Annotated in this window: 15 protein-coding genes; 10 read left to right on the top strand and 5 right to left on the bottom strand. The window is 48.0% G+C overall.

Annotated elements, in window-relative coordinates; genetic code table 11:
• Positions 1-8: 8 nt before the first annotated feature.
• The 4 genes from ACZ5PW_RS13825 to metG all read left to right on the top strand — a co-directional run bounded on the left by ACZ5PW_RS13825 (position 9) and on the right by metG (position 6,625).
• Positions 9-2,411 (top strand): DNA internalization-related competence protein ComEC/Rec2, encoded by a 2,403-nt coding sequence (locus tag ACZ5PW_RS13825; protein ID WP_464554631.1) that lies wholly within the window; start codon positions 9-11, stop codon positions 2,409-2,411.
• A gap of 127 nt (positions 2,412-2,538) precedes the next feature.
• Complete coding sequence (locus ACZ5PW_RS13820) at positions 2,539-2,937, top strand: response regulator (RefSeq protein ID WP_464554628.1); 399 nt, start codon at positions 2,539-2,541, stop codon at positions 2,935-2,937.
• Between the two features lie 235 nt (positions 2,938-3,172).
• Positions 3,173-4,477 carry a PSP1 domain-containing protein gene (locus ACZ5PW_RS13815; RefSeq protein WP_464554625.1) on the top strand — a complete coding sequence of 435 codons (1,305 nt, stop codon included), beginning with the start codon at positions 3,173-3,175 and terminating at the stop codon, positions 4,475-4,477.
• A gap of 207 nt (positions 4,478-4,684) precedes the next feature.
• The gene (gene metG, locus ACZ5PW_RS13810; protein WP_464554621.1) at positions 4,685-6,625 is read left to right on the top strand and encodes a methionine--tRNA ligase; all 1,941 of its coding nucleotides are present in this window, start codon (positions 4,685-4,687) and stop codon (positions 6,623-6,625) included.
• A 61-nt stretch (positions 6,626-6,686) separates the two neighbouring features.
• Here metG and ACZ5PW_RS13805 read toward each other — a convergent pair whose 3' ends face one another.
• The 4 genes from ACZ5PW_RS13805 to ACZ5PW_RS13790 all read right to left on the bottom strand — a co-directional run bounded on the left by ACZ5PW_RS13805 (position 6,687) and on the right by ACZ5PW_RS13790 (position 8,577).
• Positions 6,687-7,634, bottom strand: a complete 948-nt coding sequence (locus ACZ5PW_RS13805; RefSeq protein WP_464554620.1) for a hypothetical protein — start codon at positions 7,632-7,634, stop codon at positions 6,687-6,689.
• A gap of 1 nt (position 7,635) precedes the next feature.
• A complete protein-coding gene (locus ACZ5PW_RS13800) occupies positions 7,636-7,869 on the bottom strand; it encodes a SlyX family protein (RefSeq protein WP_464554619.1) in 234 nt (77 codons plus the stop codon).
• Between the two features lie 98 nt (positions 7,870-7,967).
• Positions 7,968-8,237 carry a hypothetical protein gene (locus ACZ5PW_RS13795; RefSeq protein WP_464554616.1) on the bottom strand — a complete coding sequence of 90 codons (270 nt, stop codon included), beginning with the start codon at positions 8,235-8,237 and terminating at the stop codon, positions 7,968-7,970.
• Between the two features lie 43 nt (positions 8,238-8,280).
• Positions 8,281-8,577, bottom strand: a complete 297-nt coding sequence (locus ACZ5PW_RS13790) for a FeoA family protein (protein ID WP_464554613.1) — start codon at positions 8,575-8,577, stop codon at positions 8,281-8,283.
• 213 nt (positions 8,578-8,790) lie between these two features.
• Here ACZ5PW_RS13790 and carB point away from each other — a divergent pair, with 213 nt between their 5' ends.
• The 4 genes from carB to ACZ5PW_RS13770 all read left to right on the top strand — a co-directional run bounded on the left by carB (position 8,791) and on the right by ACZ5PW_RS13770 (position 16,666).
• Positions 8,791-12,024 carry a carbamoyl-phosphate synthase large subunit gene (carB, locus tag ACZ5PW_RS13785; protein ID WP_464554611.1) on the top strand — a complete coding sequence of 1,078 codons (3,234 nt, stop codon included), beginning with the start codon at positions 8,791-8,793 and terminating at the stop codon, positions 12,022-12,024.
• 234 nt (positions 12,025-12,258) lie between these two features.
• Positions 12,259-13,647 carry an amidophosphoribosyltransferase gene (purF, locus tag ACZ5PW_RS13780; protein WP_464554609.1) on the top strand — a complete coding sequence of 463 codons (1,389 nt, stop codon included), beginning with the start codon at positions 12,259-12,261 and terminating at the stop codon, positions 13,645-13,647.
• Between the two features lie 33 nt (positions 13,648-13,680).
• Positions 13,681-14,208 (top strand): YkgJ family cysteine cluster protein, encoded by a 528-nt coding sequence (locus ACZ5PW_RS13775; RefSeq protein WP_464554606.1) that lies wholly within the window; start codon positions 13,681-13,683, stop codon positions 14,206-14,208.
• 55 nt (positions 14,209-14,263) lie between these two features.
• The gene (locus ACZ5PW_RS13770) at positions 14,264-16,666 is read left to right on the top strand and encodes a penicillin-binding protein 1A (RefSeq protein WP_464554604.1); all 2,403 of its coding nucleotides are present in this window, start codon (positions 14,264-14,266) and stop codon (positions 16,664-16,666) included.
• A 313-nt stretch (positions 16,667-16,979) separates the two neighbouring features.
• On the opposite strand, the gene trmFO is transcribed toward ACZ5PW_RS13770, so the two are convergent.
• Positions 16,980-18,296: a methylenetetrahydrofolate--tRNA-(uracil(54)-C(5))-methyltransferase (FADH(2)-oxidizing) TrmFO gene (gene trmFO / locus ACZ5PW_RS13765; protein WP_464554600.1), complete on the bottom strand. Its 1,317-nt coding sequence runs from the start codon at positions 18,294-18,296 to the stop codon at positions 16,980-16,982.
• A 215-nt stretch (positions 18,297-18,511) separates the two neighbouring features.
• On the opposite strand from trmFO, the gene ACZ5PW_RS13760 reads away from it, so the two are divergent.
• Both ACZ5PW_RS13760 and ACZ5PW_RS13755 read left to right on the top strand, forming a co-directional pair.
• Positions 18,512-19,474 carry an ABC transporter ATP-binding protein gene (locus tag ACZ5PW_RS13760; protein WP_464554597.1) on the top strand — a complete coding sequence of 321 codons (963 nt, stop codon included), beginning with the start codon at positions 18,512-18,514 and terminating at the stop codon, positions 19,472-19,474.
• 17 nt (positions 19,475-19,491) lie between these two features.
• Positions 19,492-20,448, top strand: coding sequence for an ABC transporter ATP-binding protein (locus tag ACZ5PW_RS13755; RefSeq protein WP_464554593.1), 957 nt, complete (start codon positions 19,492-19,494; stop codon positions 20,446-20,448).
• Positions 20,449-20,607 lie beyond the last annotated feature (159 nt).

Below are 20,607 nucleotides of genomic sequence, written 5' to 3'. Positions count from 1 at the left end.
TGCTGATTATGCCCGGCATTGATTCTGATTTGAATATAAAAAGCAGGTCCGGTTTACCGGGCCTGCTTTTCTGGCAGAAGCTGGTCCCGGCTTTCGCCTTTGGAATACTTTCCATAAAATGGTTTATCCCCGCCTTAATCTGCTTTGCCGTTTATCTTTTTCTGCTGCTGTGTTTCCGCCTTGAAAGAGGCGCTGTTGTTTTGCTTGTTCTGCTTTTTGGTGCTGGCAACTGGTATGGAAATTATAGTCTGCCCGGTCCTCCCGGATCTATGCCCGATTGGATGGTGCAAAGGGAAAAGGTTGAAATAAACGGAGCTGTCAAGTCTGTCCGTGCTGATCCGGGTGGACGTCTGAAGATTCTCCTGCAGGATGTTTGGTGTAACTCCACTCGTGGTATTACCGCTCTTGAAGGGAATTTGAACTGGACATGGGATTTGCCGGAGCAGCGGCCGCTGCCAGGGCAGAAAGTTCGGCTGACCGCAAGGGTTAAGCCTTCTATCGGTTTTCGCAATAGCGGCCTTTGGGACTACACATTTTACAACCGCACCAAAAATATTTTCTACCGGACATATACCCGGGGTCCGCTCAAGGGTGGAGAACTCAAACCTTACGAACCGGATTTCCTACAGAGGCTGCGCATCTCACTTCGCAAACATATTCTTCAAAACGCTCCTCCCGCTCAGGCCGGAGCGGTTTTTCCGGCTCTTCTGACTGGGGATCGTTTTTTTCTTTCCAAGGAAACCGTGGAGTTGATCCGTAAGGCCGGGGTTTCGCATATACTGGCTTTATCAGGTCTTCATGTCGGTTTTGTTGTTTCAATCGGTTTTATTCTGAGTTGGGTTAGCGGACTGGTAGCCCCGGGAATATATCTCCGTATATCAAGGATGAAGCTCGGGGTTTTATTCGCCATCCCCTTTGTTCTTGTCTATTTATGGTTGGGCCAGTTTACACCCTCTCTTCTTAGGGCTGCCTGCATGTTTGGTTTCTGGGGGCTGCTTCTTTTTATGGATCGGGGCCGGATTATTCTGGACGGTCTTTTTATGGCTGTTCTTCTGATTCTCTGCGTTGAGCCTCTCAGTATCTTCCATCTTGGTTTTCAGCTTTCCGTGCTGGCTGTCGGCGGAATAGGGCTTTTGTTTCCTTTTTTTCAAAAACTGCTGCCTTCCGGGCGTGGTCCTTTCAGTATGGTTTCCCGATTTATTCTGGGTGTATTTTACGTGAGCCTCTGTGCCAACATTGCTATTCTTCCGGTTTTGATCTGGAATTTCGGAACGGTGTTGCCCAACCTGCTCTTCAATATTCTATTTGTACCATTGCTGGGCATTTTCATTGTACCCATATGCGGAATAGGTGGGCTTGCCGCTTCATACTTCTGGCCCTGGGCTGCAGAAAAGCTGTTTGCCGCGGGGGGGCTGTGCTTTCTGGAGTCACTGAACCTCGTAAGGTGGGCCGAACATGCCGGATGGTTGCCCGAATATGCGGTTTACCGCCCCTTGTGGGAAGGAATCCTTGTTTATTATCTGTTTCTGGGACTGCTGCTTTTATTTCTTAACCGGGATTTTAGCAGGGCAAAATTTGTATTACTCCCGATGGCGATTCTATTTTTCGTCCGCCTTTATCCTTTTTCAACCGAACCGGAAGTCCGCATGGACCTTCTGGATACCGGACAATCCCAATGTGTAATAATAAAAGGCCCCGCAGGGTCGCGTACTGTTGTTGACGGTGGAGGAAGTTTCGGGGATTTCGATATGGGACGCGCTGTTGTGGGGCCTTGGCTTACGCACGGAAATCTTCCTGCTGTTGATAATATTTTCATGACTCACGGTGACAGAGACCATGCGGGGGGGCTTGCTTTCCTGCTTGAGAAATTCGAAGTGGGACGTTTTTTCAGCAACGGAGATATTCCGTCAGGAAAAATCGGTGACAGATTTCTGAAGGCTTTTGCTGAAAAAGGAATAAAAACAAAAGAACTTGAACGAGGGGACAGGGTGGAACTGGAACCCGGGCTTGAAATGCTGGTGATCCATCCCTACCGGGACTTTGCGGGCAGCAGGAACGATCGCTCACTTTATCTGAAACTCATCTGGAATGGTAGAGCGTTGGTAAGTATCGGCGGGGATGTAGACCGTAAAGGTGTACGAGCGGTAGTGCAAAGCGGAATGAACTTAAGATCTCAGTTACTGGTTCTGCCACATCATGGAAGTGCGGGGAGCTATTCCCCTGAGCTGTACAGGCAGGTTCACCCTGATGCCGCCCTTGCTGCATGCGGACTGCTGAACCGTTTCGATTTTGTAACAAAAAAAGTGCGCCAGGAACTTCAAAGGCAGGGTATACCCCTTTACACCACCGCATCTTCGGGGATGATCACAGTGTATTGGGATTCTAATTTCGGAATGCGTTTGGTCCCCTGATTACAGGGGGTAATTATTACGAATAATCAATACAGTGCTGCTTGATTTTCAAATGTAAAAGTGACATTGTACTTCGAGATTGAGTGATTTTCATTAGAAGCTTTATAAGGTACGGAGGTCTGCCTGCATGCGTGTGCTGATTGTTGACGATGATTTTTACTGCCGCAATATGTTGCATGAGATCATGAAACCATATGCCCAGTGTGATATAGCCGTAAATGGCGAAGAGGCGGTCTTTGCATTTAAAAGGGGCCTTGAGGAAGGTAAAAAATACGATCTGGTTTGTCTTGATCTGGTTATGCCTGAAATGGACGGACAACAGGCGCTCAGGGAAATGCGCTCCATCGAAAAAGACTATGATGTTTCTGAAGATAACGGTGTGAAAGTCATTGTTACAACTATGCTGGACGACCGCAAGGAAACTCACGATGCCTTTTTTCTCGGAGGGGCCACTTCTTACCTCGTCAAACCTATTGAAGAAAGCAAGCTCCTCAAGGAATTGAACAACCTTGGATTTTCTGTTTAAAGATTCCCAAGAGCATATATTGAGTTATTCAATTTTGAGACTTTTTTTACTTGAAAAGTGACAAATCCGCGGCTTTTTCCGCGGATTTTTTTTGCCTAATATCATATTTTGTATTATTCGAAGGTGTTAGCTGTGAAAAACACAATTGAAGTTCATCTGGAACTGGTCTATTGTGTGCACTTCATATCAAGTTTTATCCGTGCTGAACGCCGGTTTTATATAAGGTTTTTTTATAATGTCTCAGATTTTAGGTGTTAAGTTTAATGATTTCGGACAGATTTATTATTTCTCGTCCGGCCCTTTCGTTGTCAGGGAAGGGCATTCCGTTATAGTCAAAACAGAGCAGGGGATGGGGCTCGGCAAGGTCTTTGTTATTCAGCAGGAGCTGCCCGAGGAAATTTCCGAGGATTCCCTGAAAACCATATACAGGCTTGCCGGAGAAGAAGATCTCGAAGCCGACAGGGAAAACCGGGAACTCTCCCGAAATGCTCTGAAGTTTTGCAAAAACTGTATCGACAAGCAGAAACTGGAGATGAAGCTGGTCGATGTAGAGGTCTTTTTTGACCGCAGCAAAATGATTTTTTATTTCACCGCTCCGGGCAGGATAGACTTCCGTGAGCTGGTCAAAGAACTCGTCAAAGAGTACCGGACCCGGATTGAACTCCGCCAGATCGGCGTTCGTCATGAAACCCAAATGCTCGGAGCCATTGGTAACTGCGGGCAGATCTGCTGCTGCAGACGTTTCATGCGCAAGTTCATGCCGGTAACTATCCGGATGGCCAAAGAACAGAACCTTTTTCTCAACCCGACCAAGATATCGGGAATCTGCGGGCGTTTGTTGTGCTGCCTCTCTTTTGAGCAGGATAATTATGAAGAATTCCACAGGAAGTGCCCTAAAATTGGAAAACGGTACAATACCATTCATGGAAGTGTCCGGGTTACAAGGACAAACTTTTTCCGTAATGCTCTTACCGTGCTGCCGGAAGAAGGTGATGAAATCGAAATTTCACTGGATGAATGGCCCGATGTTCTGCGCCAGTCCAATCAGTCCCGGCCTGCACAGCCGGAATCCAGAGATCGCGCGCCCCGTAGGGAAGCTGGAAATGCTCAACGTCCCCAGTCTCCGGATGCCTTTGACAGAAAGGCCGAAAGGCCCCTGAATACAAGACCGGAGAAAGGAAATAGAAAAGGACCTGATAAAAGTTCAACAGGACCGGATCAGGAAGATCGTCCAAGGCTTGAGCGCAGTGGCGGCGAAAAGACCGGACTTGAACGACGCAGGCCCGAGAGGCCCTCTCCTGATAAATCCCGGTCTGACAGGCCTAAGCCGGAACGCTCCCGTCCTGAACGTAAGAAGCGTCCTCTCAAGCAGCCTGATAAGCTTCGAAAGCAGGAGCAGGATAAAAATGTCACTGTAACTGAAGGGGAGCAGAAAGTTGAACAGGACTCTGCTGAAAAGCAGAACAGGAAGACTTCCAAAAAGCGCCGTCCTTCCAGACGCAGACGCAGAAAGAAGCCTTCTGGAAATCGTAAAAATTAAAATTTGCCAATATTCGGGTTGTCGGCTATATGGCTGACAGCCTTTTTGTTGAAGCTACCTTGCGGCCGGATGAAAATGTCATTATTCTCACCCGGCTGCATGATTTTTCAGGTCTGCGGAGCAGCCTTTTTTTGAGGCGATTTATTCGCCCGGTTTAAAGAAAACTTTTAAATCCGATTGTTATCACCGTAACAGGAGTGACTGATTTTGGATTCGTTTTATATTACAACTCCCATCTATTATGTTAATGCCAAGCCTCATTTGGGTCACGCCTATACCACAATTGTGGCTGACTCCATGAATCGGTTTCACAAACTTTTGGGAGATGAGACCTTCTTTCTCACCGGAACAGACGAGCATGGCGACAAGATCGTTCAGGCGGCGGAAAAGGGAGGGCAGACCCCTCGTGAATATGTAGACGAGATAAGTGCCATGTTCAGCGGCCTCTGGCCCGGGCTGCAGATTGAAAATGATGACTTTATCAGAACCACCCAGGAACGCCACATCAAGTGCGTGCAGGAAGTTCTCCAGAAGGTTTACGACAAGGGTGATATTTATTTCGGTGAATACGGCGGTCACTACTGCTTCGGATGCGAAAGATTTTATACAGAAAAGGAGCTGGTTGACGGGAAATGCCCGCAGCATGAAACCGTTCCTGAATATATTGCTGAAAAGAACTATTTCTTCAAGATGTCCAAATATCAGGATTGGCTTATCGGACATATCAACGCCAATCCGGACTTCATCCGTCCCGAAAGATACCGGAATGAGGTGCTGAGCCTTCTTAAGTCCGGCGCTCTTGAAGATCTTTGTATATCAAGGCCGAAAAGTCGTCTTGAGTGGGGGATTGAGCTTCCTTTTGACAAGGATTTTGTCACATACGTCTGGTTTGACGCCCTCATTAACTATATTACGGCCCTTGAATATCCTGACGGGGAAAAATTCAAGAAATTCTGGCCCGGTGTAAACCATCTTGTTGCCAAGGATATCCTCAAGCCGCACGCTGTCTTCTGGCCTACCATGCTCAAGGCGGCGGAGATTGAACCGTATCAGCATCTTAATGTGCATGGCTACTGGTTGGTCAAGGACACCAAGATGTCCAAGTCCCTCGGTAACGTTGTTGCCCCCCTTGATATGGCAGAACGCTACGGAGTAAACGCATTCCGTTATTTCCTGCTTCGCGAAATGGTTTTCGGTAATGACTCCAGCTTTTCGGAAGAAGCTCTTGTGGGCAGACTCAACGCTGACCTTGCCAATGACCTCGGCAATCTTTTCAGCAGAACCCTGTCCATGACTCATAAGTATTTTGACGGAAAGGTTCCTGCTCCCAGCGGTGAAGGGGAGGAGGATTGTGAAATCAAGAGCCTTGGCCGTAAGGCAATGGCTGAATTTCAGAACAATTTCCTTGAAGCAAAATTTTCGCGTGGTCTTGAAGGGTTGTGGGAGCTTGTCCGCGGCCTGAACAAATATATCGATACTACCCAGCCATGGGCCCTCTATAAAGATGAAAACATGGAACGTCTGGGGACTGTAATGTATGTTCTGCTTGAGAACATGCGTAAGATTGCAGTCCATCTCTGGCCGGTTATGCCGGAAGCAAGCGAAAAAATGCTTGAGCAGATTGGTCTCTCCTTTTCTCCTGACAAGGTCAACCTTCAGGGTGAGATTGATGTCTGGGGATTGTTGGAGTCCGGAACCGAAGTTGCCAAGAAGTCCAATCTTTTCCCTAGAGTGGATATGCCTAAGGAAGAGCCCGCTCCCAAGAAAAAGGAAGCCAAGGCATCTAAGAAAAAGTCTAAAGAAGCCAAGGCTGAGATTCCCGGAGTTATCGAATTTCCCGATTTCCAGAAAGTCGATATGCGCATCGGGACTGTGCTGTCTGTAGCAAAGCACCCGGATGCTGATAAACTTCTGCTGGTAAAGATCGATACAGGAGAGGACGAGCCACGTCAGGTGGTTGCCGGACTTGCTGAATTCTTCAAGCCTGAAGAACTGGAAGGGCGTCAGGTAGCTGTTGTGGTTAACCTCAAACCGCGCAAGCTGCGTGGTGAGGTTTCTCAGGGAATGATTCTGGCTGTCCGCAACGGTGAGGAAATGCAGTTGATGACTGTAACCGCTCCTGTCGCGAACGGATGTAAGATCTCTTAATAACTTATAGTTTACTTTGAACTTGAAAGCCCCGTCTTTAAAAGGCGGGGCTTTTTGTATTCTAGGTGGATTGAGAGACTCTCAGATTGAATTCTTTTTCAAGAATCTTTCTGGCCCGTTTCTCATTCGCTTCATAAAGTTCGGCATTGAAAAGAGCTTTATGTCCGGTCCAATGTTCCATGACTGAACTCAGATTTTGATGCGCGCAGGTCTGTCCAGCGTGGTGAACATCTCTGAACCATGCCATCCCCGTGTCATAGACTATACCGAGGTGGGTCTTGAATTCTTTCCATTCTTCGCCGTCTTTAGGTTCCTGCATGACTCCTTCAAAAACGTGCGCGCCGAAGGGACGGGCGGGGCCGAATGGAGCTGTGAGGGGGCGGGCTTTCTTCAGGTTGATCAGTGCGCACCACTCGTTGACCCGGCAGGATGGAAGCGGCCATGGCTTTTTACGCAGTGTGGGGCAGACCATATAGCTGGAAACATCCGTCGGGATATATCCTTTGGGGTCTCTTGCCATCATGATGAATTCTTTTATGTCCGGACGATATTCCAGATATCTTTCGGGGCAACATTTTTTGTGATGGAAAGCTGGACACTGGCAGCACAGTCCTATTTCGCCCGCTGCGATGCTATTGCCTATTTTCTCAAAAAGCAGTCCAACCGCATCAGCTTTAAAGTATACATCATTATGAATTACGAGGACGTAATCCTTATCGCTGTGCTCCCATCCATACTGATAGCGTATTGAATGACGGTATCCATCTTCATCAAGACGGCTTTCATCGATATGGTTGATCCAGCGCCAGTCTTCCGGCTCATAAACTGTGACATTGTCGAGAATATCCAGCACAAACTGCCTGCCGAGGGCTTTGGTCTCCTCGGCCCGTTCACTGACAAACCAGATTCGGCCAATCCTGTCCCCGCTGTGTTTAATCAGGGAAAGGAGTGACAGAGCTGTTTGAAAAGGCTTGCCGTAGGCATTTATGAGGACATCGACTTTCGGCATGTTACAAATGTCCGTAATGAGGCGGGGGAGTGTCTTCCGAAGGCGCTGCGTGTGCAACCGCTTCCTTGAGGTCTTTCATGGATTCAGCCATGATTTTTATTTTCCGTTCAAGATCGGCTATTTGTTTTTGCTGGGCAATAATGAATTTGTTGAGTTCTTCGACTGTCTGATCCTGCATGGTCAGAGCCGATTCCAGTCGTTCCAGACGTTCTTCTGTAGAGTATTTATTTTCCATAAGCGAAAAATGCCAGAAGGGGGGACGATTGGCAAATAGTTAAGACATCCCAAATTTTTATTCTTGGAATGTCAGAAGCGAAAAGCTGTATAACTAAATCAGGCTTTGGTGGATTTCTTTGGAAGGTCGTAAGGTACATCGGCTGTGTCAATCACCAGATTGATTACCCTACCGTGAGTCCGCTCCGCAAATTCCTTGTAATTTTCAATGGAATTCATGGCCTCTACGGAATCTCTGGTGCTGGCCCATACCCCATGGTAGCTTTGGAGCATGTCATGCATTTTTTTCATTTCCACAAGAGTCTGGGAAAGATAGGTCCGGTTAACCCCGAGTATTTCAATGGATTTCCACATTGAGTCGGTACTCATGACTGAACCTCCTGCAGAATGTTGGATGGAAATTTGAGATGTGCTAAATACTTGATTTAGGGCAGCCGCAACTTTTGCAGTCGGGGATGTTTACATCAACGGGAATCGCCATGATCTTTTCGGCCATTTCGCAGCCTATTGCAAACTGGGAGGATCTGACCTTGATGGTCATTCTTCCACAACTGTTAATTATATTAATGGTTGTTCCCGGAATTATCCCCAATGACAAAAGCCTTCCCCGGCAGCATCGTCCACCTTCAAGGCTTGTTACTCTTACTGTTACTCCGTTACTGTAGCAGGAGAGCGGTCTGGGTTTTGTAGTTTCAGCTAATACATTCATTGCAATTGAAATTTAAAGTCAATTGTGCTTTATGTCAAGGTTTGGGTGTGGTTAGTTTTAAAATAGGGGTGCTCACACAGGGGTTGCTCATCTTGAAATAATAATTTATATCTTTGCGTCTCTTCACAAGTCCTATGGGGCGGACGATAGTCCGCGCCTGAGATTAACAGGACAGCACAGCCAATATCTCAAACCTTTATTTGGGTGGAGTTCATGCCTAAACGCACTGATATCAAGAAAATTATGCTTATCGGCTCCGGGCCGATCGTCATCGGTCAGGCCTGCGAGTTCGACTATTCCGGAACTCAGGCCCTCAAGGCCCTCAAAGAAGAAGGGTACGAGGTTATCCTCGTCAATTCAAACCCCGCGACAATTATGACAGATCCGCATCTTGCGGACCGAACCTATATTGAACCCATCGAGCCCGGCACCATTGCCAAAATCATTGAAAAAGAAAGACCGGACGCTCTGCTTCCAACCCTCGGCGGCCAGACTGCACTCAATACCGCGCTTGCTGTGGCCGAAGACGGAGTGCTTGAGAAGTTCGGAGTCGAGCTTATCGGTGCTTCAGTGGATGTCATCGAGAAAGCCGAAAGCCGTGAGCTTTTCCGTAAGGCAATGGATAAGATCGGTTTGAAAGTCCCGACCAGCCGTATTGCACGCAATATAGATGATGTGCGTCGTTGTGGTAAGGAAATTCGCTTCCCCATTATCATCCGTCCGGCTTTTACTCTCGGAGGAACAGGCGGAGGCGTAGCATATAACATGGAGGATCTCGAAGAGATTGCCATGCAGGGCATCAACGCCAGTCTGCAGAATGAGGTCATGCTTGAAGAGTCCATCCTGGGCTGGAAAGAGTATGAACTTGAAGTCATGCGCGACCGCAAGGACAACTGCGTGATCATCTGTTCGATTGAGAATATTGATCCCATGGGTGTGCACACAGGTGACTCCATTACCGTTGCTCCCGCTCAGACCCTTACTGATGTGGAATACCAGATGATGCGTGACGCATCACTTGCCATCATGCGTGAAATCGGGGTTGAGACCGGCGGTTCCAACGTACAATTTGCAGTCAACCCCGAAAATGGTGAACTGGCTATAATTGAAATGAACCCCCGAGTTTCCCGTTCTTCCGCGCTTGCTTCAAAAGCTACCGGTTTTCCCATCGCTAAAATAGCTGCCAAGCTGGCGATCGGTTACACTCTGGATGAAATTCCGAATGACATCACCCGTGAGACAATGGCCTCTTTTGAACCGACCATTGACTACTGTGTAATCAAGATCCCCAGATTTACTTTTGAGAAATTCCCGGGAGCCGAAGATTGTCTCACTACCGCCATGAAGAGCGTTGGTGAAACCATGGCTATCGGCCGAACTTTCAAGGAATGCCTGCAGAAAGGCCTACGCTCACTTGAAGTGGGAATGCCCGGATTCGGCAAGGTTTTTGAAAAAACCGAAATCGAGCGGGATAAACTTATCGCTCTGCTGCGGAAGCCGAACTCCAAGCGTATTTTCTTCCTGCGCGAAGCTTTTCTCGCCGGAATGAGTCTTGAAGAGATCTTCGACATCACCAAGATAGACCCCTGGTTTCTGCACCAGTTCGAAGATCTGGTGACCTTTGAGCAGGAGCTTAAAAAATTCACCCTTGAAGTCGGCATGTATTCAGGTGATGCCCGTGTGCCTGAAATGTTCAGGAAGGCCAAAGAATACGGCTTCTCAGATCCACAGCTTGCAACGCTCTGGCGCGAGACTGAGGAAAATGTACGCAGTTTCCGCAAAAAGCTTGAGCTGGTTCCCACATACTATCTTGTTGATACCTGTGCGGCTGAGTTTGAAGCCTATACTCCTTATTTCTATTCCACTTACGAGTCAGGGCAGGAAGCCGGTTCCATGGAAGGCCGCAAAGTCATGATTCTCGGCGGCGGACCCAACAGGATCGGTCAGGGTATCGAGTTTGACTACTGCTGCTGCCACTCCGCGTTCGCGCTTGAAGAGATGGGCGTCAAGTCCATAATGGTCAACTCCAACCCGGAAACAGTCTCCACTGACTACGACACCTCAGATCGCCTCTATTTCGAACCCCTCACTTATGAGGATGTTCTGAATATCATTGAGTTTGAACAGCCTGAAGGCGTAATCGTCCAGTTCGGCGGACAGACTCCCCTGAACCTCGCTATTCCTCTTCTTAAGGCCGGTGTTAAAATTCTGGGAACTTCCCCGGATGCCATCGACCGCGCAGAAGACCGCGAGAGATTTCAGGCTCTCCTCAATAAGCTTGATCTCAAGCAGCCGGCGAACGGAACAGCAATGTCTCTTGATGATGCAAAGGCCATTGCCGCGAATCTCGGTTATCCTCTGGTTCTCCGTCCTTCGTATGTACTGGGTGGCCGTGGAATGGATATCGTCTACAGTGACGAAGAGTTTGATTCTTATTTCCGTGAAGCCGCAGTTGTTTCGCCTGAGCATCCCATCCTTATTGATAAATTCCTTGAGAATGCGACTGAAGTTGATGTGGACGCGCTCTCTGACGGTGAACAGACTTATGTGGCCGGAGTCATGGAGCACATTGAGGAAGCCGGAATTCATTCCGGGGACTCTGCCTGCGTGCTGCCTCCCCACACTTTGAGTGATGAAGTCGTTGCTGAAATTGAACGTCAGACAATTGCCCTTGCGGAAGAACTGGAAGTTGTCGGACTGATGAACATTCAGTTCGCGGTTAAGGATGACGTTGTATATATTATTGAAGTCAACCCCCGTGCTTCCAGAACTGTGCCGTTTGTAAGCAAGGCGACCGGTATTCAGCTCGCCAAGATGGCCACCAAGGTAATGCTCGGTGAAAAACTCAAGGATCTGGATCCTTGGTCCATGCGCAAGGAAGGTTTCTTTGCGGTCAAGGAAGCTGTTTTTCCTTTCAACAGATTCCCCAACGTGGATGTAATGCTTGGACCTGAAATGCGTTCAACAGGTGAAGTTATGGGCATGGATTACACTCCCGGCCTTGCCTTCATGAAAGCGCAGCTTGGAGCTGGAATCAAACTGCCTCTGGAAGGAACGGTCTTCATCTCTGTGAAAGACAGGGATAAAGAGGCTATTCTACCCACTGCCAGAAATTTTGAAGAATTGGGATTCAAAATAATGGCTACTGGAGGAACTGCCCAGTACCTCTTTGAGCAGGGCATAGCCACCAAGAAAATACTGAAGGTCAACGAAGGCCGACCCCATGTTGTTGACTATATCAAGAACGGGGAAATCGACCTTCTGATCAATACCCCGTCCGGCAAGGAGACTGTCACCGATTCAAAGGAAATCAGGCAGACCACTTTGCTTTACGGGTTGGCATACACAACAACTGTCGCCGGTGCTCACGCCATGAGCCTTGCCATCAAGGAGCAGCGCGGCAAGGGGCTTGACGTTCAGTGCCTGCAGCACTATCACGATTTCTAGAAGTTAAATAAAATGGAAAATATGGACCGGGCTCAATGCTCCGGTCCTTTTTCCTTTTAATAAAGATGCTTCCGCAGGCTGTTGGCAGCCTTTGGGACTTTGCAATTATGCCGGAGTTATTTCTCCAGGCTAGCAGAGTGCATCGAATTTGTATCCTTTGACTGTTTAAAATGACGGCACTCCGGTTTGTACGGAACCGTTTAATAAAAATCATACATTGCGAGAGCAGGGAAGATGAAAAAAGAATATTGTGGATTGTTCGGTATCTACGGACATCCTGAAGCGGCGAGAATGACCTATTTCGGATTATATGCCATGCAGCACCGCGGACAGGAATCTGCCGGTATAGTAACCTGGGACGGGGAGACCATTCGCGAGCAGAAAGGTATGGGGCTTGTCGCTGATGTCTTCAACGAGCGTCACCTTGGCAAGGAACTCAAAGGCGATATTTCCATCGGACATATCCGTTACTCCACAACCGGAGCATCATTGATCAGGAACGCACAGCCCTTTATTGTCCGTTTTGGTGATCTCCGTCTGGCGATAGCTCACAACGGCAACCTTGTTAATACCAAAGAGTTGCGTGAAGAGCTGGAAGCTCAGGGATCCATCTTCCAGACAACAATGGATTCCGAGGTTTTTGTTCATCTTATTGCCAAGAATCTCAATGGCAATACCATTGAAGATGCCGTCATGAAGACATGCCGTAAGGTCAAGGGCGCATTTTCCCTGCTGATCATGGCTAACGACAAGCTGATTGCCGTTAAGGATCCGAACGGTTTCCGTCCTCTGGCAATGGGAAGGGTCGGCGACAACTACGTCTTTGCTTCCGAAACCTGTGCTTTTGATCTGATTGACGCAGAAGAGATCAGACCCGTCAATCCCGGGGAGATGGTAGTGGTCGAAGGCGGTAAGCTTACTTCCTATACATACAGCGAAGCTGCTCCCAGACGTCAGTGTATTTTTGAACTTATTTATTTCGCCCGTCCGGATTCCACTGTATTCGGTGAGGTCGTTTATGAGCGCCGTAAGAAAATGGGATCTGTACTTTCAACAGAACAGCCTGTTGATGTGGACTTTGTCATGCCCTTTCCCGATTCAGGCAACTATGCGGCTGTAGGGTACTCGCAGGAATCTGGACTGCCTCTTGAACTGGCTATGATACGCAACCACTATGTTGGACGCACATTCATTCAGCCTTCACAGGATATGCGGGATTTCAGTGTCAGGGTTAAGCTGAATCCGGTTAAGTCCATGATCAAAGGTAAAAAGATCATGATTGTTGAGGACTCTATTGTTCGCGGTACTACAACCCGAACCAGAGTCAAGAAACTGCGTGAGCTCGGAGCCCGGGAAATTCATATGCGGGTCAGCTGTCCGGCAATCCGCTTCCCCTGCTATTACGGAATCGACTTTTCCTCTAAAGGTGAGCTGATCGCCGCGAACAGCACAGAGGAGGAAATCGCACGTTTCCTCGGCCTTGATTCCCTGCACTATCTTTCCATTGACGGACTTCTCAGTTCCGTGGAAGACAAGGATTCATATTGTCTGGCCTGTTTTAACGGCGATTATCCCATACCGCCCTGCAGTGGATATGGTAAAATGTGTTTTGAAGACGATTAAAACAATCTTCTCAGCTTATGGAGTGTTAAATAAATGAATGATCCATTTGTTTGCGCACGCTGTGCCGCCAAAGGGCCCACATGCTGCGAAATTACTCCAGGGCTTGAGGAAGTATGTTTTCCTGTTTCAGATTATGAAAGGGAGCGCATTCGAGAGTGCGTTCCCTATTCCGGCGGGTTCGCTTTACAGCCGAACACCGCCGTTTTCATTGAGAATGTTCTCAGATTGTTTCCAGATCAGCGCAGAACTGTAAGAGAAGTTTTTCCTCCCGGAGGTACTCATTACAGACTTGAAGTTGATTCTGCGGGCAAATGTGTTTTTCTTGGAGCTGAAGGGTGTCGTATACCACAGCATGCCCGGCCTTTTTACTGCAGGCTGTTTCCGTTCTGGATTGATGAAAAGGGCAGGATTACCATCCTCGAAATCGAGAGATGTCTTGCCCAGAAAGAGAACAGGAAATCTGCAGATTTATTTTCCGCTCTGGGTACTGCACAGAACAAGGTCAGAAAGCTTCATGCGGAGCTAAGGACGGCCTGGGGCTTCACAGCTCATTCCGAGTAACTACAAATCAGGTTTTCACTTCAGGAATTCCTTTGCTGAATGCCGAGTTGCATAGATGAAAAAAGTATATAAAATTTCACTGATAGTATTGCTGGTAATGGGGTTTTTAGGAATCGGATCATTGGCCGGATTATACTACTGGGCGGCAAGTGACCTTCCCGGATTCAAAAATATAACCGACTATAATCCACCGCTGGTAACCACCGTCTATACCCGTGATAAAGAAGTGTTAGGGTATTTTTACAAGGAAAAACGGTTTCTGGTCCGCATGGATGAGATGACCCCGTTGCTTTCCAAAGCTTTTCTGGCAGCGGAAGATGCTTCTTTTTATGAGCATGACGGAGTCGATTTTACCGCAATATCCCGCGCATTTGTTGCTAACATGAAGAAAGGCGCGCGGACACAGGGCGGAAGTACCATCACTCAGCAGATCATCAAACGGTTACTGCTTTCACCGGAGAAGAGCTACAAACGTAAGCTTAAAGAAGCGATTCTTGCGTTCCGTCTTGAGCATTACCTTGAAAAAGATGAAATCCTGACCATCTATCTTAATCAGATTTATCTCGGCGCGGGAGCCTACGGGGTTGAAGCTGCATCCCGCATTTATTTCGGCAAGCATGTAAATGAATTGAGCATTGCCGAGTGTGCACTTCTGGCGGGCCTGCCGCAGGCTCCCAGCCGCTATGATCCCTATCGCCATCCTGAGCGCGCCAAAGCCAGACAGCTCTATGTTCTCGGACAGATGCATGAGCTTGGCTGGATAACCAATGATGAATACAACAAGGCCGTTGATCAACCTCTTGAGTACAAACGCATGGATGATCCTTCATGGAAGGATGGAGCGTATTATCTTGAAGAGGTCCGCCGCTGGCTGATTGATAAATACGGTGAGGATACTGTTTATTACGGTGGCCTGAATGTTTACACCTCTTGCGATCTGAAACATCAGAAGGCAGCAGAGGAGGCTATGAAGGAAGGTCTCGAAAACTCGACTTTCCGTAGAGGCTGGCGTGGCCCGCTGCTGGAACTCAAACCTGCTGAATATGCTGATTTCCTCGCTACAGAAGTTGTTCCGGAATCAGATTTGCGCCCGGGTGAATGGGTTAAGGTCTTGGTGACCAAGGTTTCAAAGAGGGAAGCCAAGGTAAAATTCAGTACCTATCAAGCCACAATGCCGGTCTCAACTATGAGCTGGTGCCGTACTCCTGATGTCAGGAAAGCTCCTGAAGATGTCCGCCCGCAGAAGGATGCCAGAAAGATACTCAAGAAAGGGGACGTGGTCTGGGCAAGACTGGACAAGGCCTTTTTCAAGGATGGCAGCGAGGTCAATTTTAATCAGGTCGATCCTGACACCGATACTCTCGGTGATGTGAGCTGGGAAGCAGGACTTGTTCAGAAGCCTGTTGTTCAGGGAGCTCTGGTCTCCATGGACCCGAAAAGCGGGGAACTTCTGGCCATGGTCGGCGGGTATTCTTTTTCCTCCAGTCAGTTCAACAGGGCGACTCAGGCAAAGCGTCAGCCCGGTTCCGCCTTCAAACCGATTGTTTATTCTACCGCAATGGATAACGGTTTTACTCCTGCTTCAATTCTTATGGATGCCCCTTTTGTCTATACTGATATGGAAGCGGGAAAATTATGGAAACCTGAAAACTTTGAAGGTGTCTTCTACGGTCCGACCCTGCTTCGCACCGCTCTGGTTAAATCAAGAAACCTTGTGACCATCAGACTGGCCCGCAAGTTGAGTATAGATAAAATTATCCAGCGGGCGGAAGATCTAGGTCTTGAAAGTGAGTTCCCGAGAGATCTTTCAGTGGCTCTCGGTTCCGCTTCCGTCACTCTGCTGAATATGGTCGAGGCCTACTCATCATTTGCAAGAGGCGGAACACGCATTAAAGCCCGTATGGTTCTGGCGGTAGACAGTGCATGGGGCGAAAGGATGTATGAGTCTAAGCCGGAAGTGGCGGATGCGATAAGCCCTCAGACTGCTTATATTATGTGCTCGCTGCTCAAGGAAGTTGTCCAGCGTGGAACCGGGTGGAGGGCCAAGGTCCTCAGGCGTCCCGTTGCCGGTAAAACCGGAACAACCAACAATGAGCAGGACGCATGGTTTATGGGATTCTCCCCCTATCTGCTGACCGGGGTTTTTGTCGGGTTCGACCAGTTGACCCCCATGGGCAAATGGGAGACAGGTTCACGCGCCGCAAGTCCTATCTGGGTTTCATACCGGAAAGCCGTGGAGAATGATTATCCGTACACGGATTTCCCGCAGCCCGATGGTGTTGTAATGGCTAAAATCGATGCCGCTACCGGCCTTTTGGCCGGGCCTTCATCCAAGGAATCTTATTTCCTTCCATTCAAGGAAGGGACGCAGCCGACTAAAACCGCTTCCGGTTCCGATAGTGAATCAGGCAGTGACGGCACAGGATCCAGCGAGGATCTATTCAAGCAGACATTCTAAAAAAGATGAGGCCCGGAAAATTAATTTCCGGGCTTTTTATTTTTGTACAGAGTTTTTTTTGTTGTCCCAAAAGAAGTCCGGGGGCAGCTCTTCCATATTACCAGCTAGTTCAGGTGATTTCTCTGTTTTCTGTAACTCGTTATGGGAGTCAAGTCTTGAAAACTACCAGCGGCCAGTTCTAAATTAGCGGGTTGCAATTTAAAGGCTCAATCCGGTTTATTTGCAGAGAATACTGACATCTATTTGTGTCTTACTAATCTGTATTAGGGCTAATTTCGCATTTTAGGTTGAGTCTCGATCGTACACAATAAACCTACAGATTTTCTTCCTTCCATTTATCGAAAAATTCCATGGCCCGTTTTCCGTACAACTCTTTACGCATGCGTTTGGGAGCTCTTTTGTTCAGTGCAGGCATCAGGCCGAACTGGATGTTGGATGGCTGGAAGTTTTTCTTTTTCTCCCTGAGATGTCCCAGCAAGGCCCCGAGAGATGTTTCCGCTGGAGGCAGGGGAAGCTCTTTGCCTTTGGCCTGTTCTGCCAGCATAAGACCGACCCAGAGACCGCAGGCGGCTGATTCCATGTAACCTTCAACTCCGGTAATCTGTCCTGCTAGGTGGATTCGCGAGTCTCTTTTCAAGGCCAGATTCCCATCAAGGACTTCAGGAGCGTTTACATAAGTATTCCGGTGAATTGAACCTAGTCTCAGGAATTCTACATTTTCCAGTCCAGGAATCATGCGGAAAATTCGTTTCTGCTCAGGGTATTTCAGTTTGGTCTGGAAACCTACAAGGTTGAAAGCAGTTTTATCCTTGTTCTCAGCACGGAGCTGCACAACCGCGAAAGCCTGTTCTTCTGTGCGGGGATCAATCAGCCCGACAGGTTTAAGGGGACCGAAAGCCAGAGTCATATCTCCACGGTCAGCCATTTCTTCAACCGGCAGACATCCTTCAAAGTGAATTTCTTTTTCAAATTCACGGGGCACAACTCTTTCGCCTTCCTTGAGTTCGGCGAGAAAGGCATAGTACTGTTCTTCAGTCATGGGGCAGTTGAGGTAGTCATCGTCTTCGGGTTTGTATCTGGAACCGAAGAAAGCTATATCCATGTTGATGGAGTCACGGCTTACGATTGGTGCAATTGCATCATAAAAATACAACCGCTGTTCACCTATTTTGCCTATTAAACTCTCAGTGAGCGGTTGAGAGGCCAAGGGGCCAGCCGCAACAACTATTTTCGAATAATCCGCGAGTTCTGGGTCATCAAGGGAAGTTATTTCCCGGCGGATGATAGATATAAACTGATTGCTTTCAATCAGTTCTGTCACTTTTTTAGAAAAGATCTCCCGGTCCACAGCAAGGGCTGAACCTGCGGGAACTCTTGATTCCAGTGCCGCCTTCATAATTACGGAATCCAGTTCCGACATTTCTTTCTTAAGAATCCCGATGGCGGTGTTGAGTTCTCCTGAGCGCAGGGAGTTGGAGCAGACCAGTTCAGCCAGTCCGGGCAGAGTGTGAGCTTCAGAATATTTTTCGGGTTTCATCTCGTAGAGATCGACGTAAATTTCTGCCTTCGCAAGTTGCATGGCACATTCACATCCGGCAAGTCCTCCACCGATTACAGCTATTTTATCCACTTGAGGTACTCCAAAGTCGATTGAATTTTTCAGTTATCTCAATTATTAAAAACTATGATGCGTTAACGCTTTCAGCTCCGGTTCATTCGGAATTATGATTCCTGAAGTTGATCAGGCTGAATAATGCATCCTGCGGACACTTTTTTATTGCATACTTTTGATATCTATAAGGGTAAAGTCTCTTTTTAAATCTCATAGCATACGGCTGACAACTTATGACCGCACCTATTTTAAGAATTAACAACCTCACCACTTCTTTTGCAACTCCCGGCGGAGTTATCAACGCTGTGGATAATGCCAGTCTCGACTTAGGGCAAGGAGAAACTTTAGCCATTGTCGGTGAGTCCGGATGCGGCAAGACCGTTTTGTCTCTTTCGGTAATGGGACTTATCCCTGATCCTCCCGGGCGTATAACATCAGGTTCTGTTTTATATCGTGGACAGGATCTTGTGAACCTTGGAGAAAAGGAGATGCAGAAAATTCGTGGAAATCAGCTTTCCATGATTTTTCAGGAGCCCATGACTTCTCTTAACCCTGTTTTCCGGATCGGTGATCAGATTGGCGAGACGTTAAGGCTGCATAAAGGACTTGATGCTTCTGAAGCAGAGAGTGCCGCGGTGGACGCATTGAAGCTGGTTGGTATCCCGAATCCTCATAAAAGAATTCAAAGTTTTCCCCACGAGCTCAGTGGCGGCATGAGACAGCGGGTAATGATTGCCATGGCTCTGGTCTGTTCACCGGAAGTTCTTATTGCTGACGAGCCTACAACAGCACTTGATGTGACCATTCAGGCTCAGATTTTGAGGCTTCTGGATGAACTTAAACACCGGATGAGTGGGTCCCTTATGCTCATCACCCACGACCTCGGAGTTGTTGCCCGGGTGGCGACAAGAGTGGCAGTTATGTATGCCGGACAGGTTGTTGAGTCTGCCGGGCTTTCTGAAATCTTCAAGGAACCGCTGCATCCATATACTCAGGGGCTGCTTGCTTCTGTGCCAAAACTTGGCAGCCGCACACAGCTGACACCCATTCCGGGGAATGTCCCGGCCTTGACTGATCTGCCTAAAGGCTGCCGTTTCAATCCAAGATGCCCCCATGCGTTTGATCTGTGCAAAGAGCAGGAACCGCAACTTATTGAAAAAGATGGGCGGCAGATTCGCTGCTGGCTGCATACATAGTTCAGGACAAGTAAATAATGATTAAAAATATAGTAGAACTTGAAAATGTGAAAAAACACTATCCGGTTAATACGGGACTTTTCTCATTGTCAAAGGCGACCGTAAAAGCTGTCAACGGTATAACGCTGAATGTTCGGGACGGGGAAACTCTTGGGCTTGTGGGCGAGTCCGGGTGCGGTAAATCCACATTGGCGAGGCTCCTTACAGGACTTGAAAAACCGGACACCGGCAATATTTCATTCAAAGGAAAGTCGCTGGAACGCTGGACAACCGCCGAACTGGGGACCCGGGTACAGATGGTCTTTCAGGACCCATACTCCTCACTCAATCCTCGGCAGAGGATTGGAAGTATTGTTTCCGAAGGGATGCGTATCCATCGAAAAGGAAACAAAAAAGAAATTGCCGTCCGTGTAGCAGAGTTACTTGATCAGGTCGGTTTGCGTCCCGAGCATGCGGATAGGTATCCTCATGAGTTTTCTGGAGGTCAGCGGCAGAGGGTGGCAATAGCGAGGGCTATCGCTATGAATCCGGATCTGATCGTATGCGACGAACCGGTTTCCGCGCTTGATGTTTCAGTGCAGGCACAAGTTTTGAATCTGCTTAAGTCGATTCAGAAAGAATTCGGGCTGAGCTATGTATTCATTTCCCATGATTTGTCTGTTGTCAGTCATATCAGTGACCGGGTGGCGGTAATGTATCTGGGGATGTTGATGGAAGTTTCACCAGCCGAGAGTCTGTACAGAAAGCCTTTGCATCCATATACCCGGATTCTGCTCAATGCTGTGCCGGTTCCTGATCCATCTGTTAGGTTTGAGGAGGTGGCGGTTCAGGGAGATATGCCCAGTCCTATCTCACCACCTTCCGGATGTCCCTTTCATCCGCGATGCCCAAAGGCCATGGAGGTCTGTTCCATAGAGTTGCCCGAGGTGCGCGAATTTGAAAAAGGACGCTCTGTTTTCTGCCATTTGTACTGATTTTTTCGTGGAAAAAATGATAATCAGCTGCCTTAATGCCCGCATTTTAAATCTATTCATTTCGTAGTTTAAAACAGCATATACAACACTGGGCAGGCTGTTTACTCACAGCAAACAGAATGAAAGATTCAGGGCTATCATTGTGTGTGATTTTGAAGA

This window comes from Maridesulfovibrio salinus (genome assembly GCF_055394525.1).
This window is presented reverse-complemented; position numbering and strand designations above follow the sequence as displayed.